This is a genomic window from Mesorhizobium sp. M7A.F.Ca.AU.002.02.1.1 (assembly GCF_003998535.1).
Lineage (GTDB): Bacteria > Pseudomonadota > Alphaproteobacteria > Rhizobiales > Rhizobiaceae > Mesorhizobium > Mesorhizobium ciceri.
Genome location: NZ_RZPB01001069.1, coordinates 1 through 1,635, shown reverse-complemented (window position 1 = coordinate 1,635; position 1,635 = coordinate 1). Strand labels below are relative to the sequence as shown.

Here is a 1,635-nt window from a genome sequence, read left to right as displayed (position 1 = left end):
GCGGGGTAAGGCCCCCTCACCCGGATTGCCAACCGAATTGCGAAGGCAATTCGGGGCAATCCGGCCTCTCCCCGAGGGGAGAGGAGGAAGCCGAGGCCCGTGCTCGTCTCTTCTCCCCTCGGGAGAAGGTGGCCACGCCACGGAAGCTTGACCGAGCGGAGCTTGTCGTACACACGACGTGTGACGATTTCGGAGAAAGAAAATGGCCGTTGCTGACGACATCGCTCTGATCAAGAGACAGGAAGAGACCCTTGTCTTCGCGACCTTTGACGAGGCCGTCGCTTTCAAAATCGGCTCCGCCATTCGCGATCGTGCAATCGCCGAAGATCTACCCATCATAGTCGACATCAGGCTGTGGGACCGGCCGCTGTTCTACGCCGCGCTGCCGGGCTCGAACGCTTCCAATCCCGACTGGGCGCGGCGCAAGATCAATGTGGTCAAACGGTTCCTGAGAAGCACCTATCGCATGGTGTTGGAACAGCAGCGCCCCGACCGCACCTTCAAGATTGGTGAAGGGCTGGATATTGCCGACTACGTGCTGGCCGGCGGTGGCTTTCCGGTGAACGCCAAGGGCACCGGCGTCATTGGCGTCATCGCCGTTTCCGGACTGCCGGAGCGCGAGGATCACGGCGTCGTCGTCGATGCGCTGTGCGATCATTTGGGCGTCGACAAGCGCGGCTTGGCATTGCCTCGGGAAGCCGAATGACCGTGCTCGACCCCAAATCGTTCCTCGTCTCTATCTTCAACGCCGCCGTCGCCGCCGCCGATCCGGAACGAACCATCAGGGATCATCTGCCGGCCAAGCCCAAGGGCCGTACCATCGTCATCGGCGCGGGCAAAGGCTCGGCGCAAATGGCGGCAGCCTTCGAGAAAGTGTGGGACGCCCCCATCGAAGGGCTGGTCGTCACCCGCTATGGCTATGGCGCGACCTGCGAGCGCATCGAGATCATCGAGGCGGCGCACCCGGTGCCGGACGATGCCGGCCTTGAAGCCTCGCGCCGGCTGCTGGCGAAGGTGCAAGGGCTGACGGCGGACGATCTGGTGGTGGCGCTGATTTCCGGCGGCGGCTCGGCGCTGTTGCCGTCGCCGGCCGGCAGCTTGACGCTGGCCGACGAGATCGCCGTCAATGAGGCGCTGCTCGCCTCGGGTGCGCCGATCGCGGCGATGAACACTATCCGCAAGCACCTTTCCACCATCAAGGGCGGCAGGCTGGCGGCGGCCGCATGGCCGGCCAGGGTGGTGTCGCTGATCGTCTCCGATATTCCCGGCGATAATCCGGCAATGGTCGCCTCCGGCCCAACCGTACCGGATACAGGCAGCCGCGCCGACGCGCTGGCCTCGATATCGGCCTATGGCATGAAACTGCCGGCCTCGGTGATGGCGCATATCAATTCGCCGGCCGCCGATGCGCCAAGCCCGGATGACGAGCGCTTTTTGCGCAACGAGGTGCATCTGATCGCTTCGGCCGGGGTATCGCTGGAAGCCGCCGCTACGGAAGCGAAACGGCAAGGCGTCGAGGCGGTTATCCTCTCCGATGCCATCGAAGGCGAAGCGCGCGAGGTTGGCGGTGTCCACGCCGCGATCGCGCGTGAAGTGGCGACGCGCAACAGGCCTTTCTCGAAGCCGGTGCTGATC

General features: G+C 64.5%; 2 protein-coding genes. Both read left to right on the top strand.

The features are described from left to right. The first annotated feature begins 202 nt into the window (after positions 1–202). Entirely contained in the window at positions 203–706 is a 504-nt protein-coding gene (locus EN879_RS35070; protein ID WP_063169827.1) for a heme-degrading domain-containing protein, read from the top strand. Further along, positions 703–1,635, top strand: a 933-nt coding sequence (locus EN879_RS35065; protein WP_164774805.1) for a glycerate kinase, incomplete at its 3' end; no start/stop codon positions are given. The genes EN879_RS35070 and EN879_RS35065, both read left to right, overlap by 4 nt.